The following is a 335-nucleotide window of genomic DNA, read 5'->3' on the forward strand; positions in this document are numbered from 1 at the left end:
AGCTTCACCCCTGGCGACGTATTTGACAGCGTACCGTTTCGCGGTGTGCAACTGGCCTCGGACATGGGCATGTTGCCGGACTCGATGCAGGGCTACGCCCCGGTGATCCGTGGCATCGCCGAAACCCAGGCTAAGGTCGAAGTGCGCCAGAACGGCTACTCGCTGTACACCACTTACGTGGCTCCGGGTGCGTTTGAAATCAACGACCTCAACGCCGCCTCGGGTAGCGGAGACCTGGAAGTGATCATCACCGAAGCCGATGGCCGCGAGCGCCGATTCACCCAGCCGTACGCAACCCTGGCCAACATGCTGCGGGAAAATACCTGGCGCTACAG

At 61.5% G+C, this 335-nt stretch carries 1 protein-coding gene; it reads left to right on the top strand.

Annotation, left to right across the window (positions count from 1 at the left end):
• Nucleotides 1-335, top strand: a 335-nt coding sequence (locus JV201_RS29605) for a fimbria/pilus outer membrane usher protein (protein WP_257903299.1), incomplete at both ends; no start/stop codon positions are given.

The organism is Pseudomonas sp. Colony2 (assembly GCF_019382755.1).
In the GTDB taxonomy this organism is placed as follows: Bacteria; Pseudomonadota; Gammaproteobacteria; order Pseudomonadales; family Pseudomonadaceae; genus Aquipseudomonas.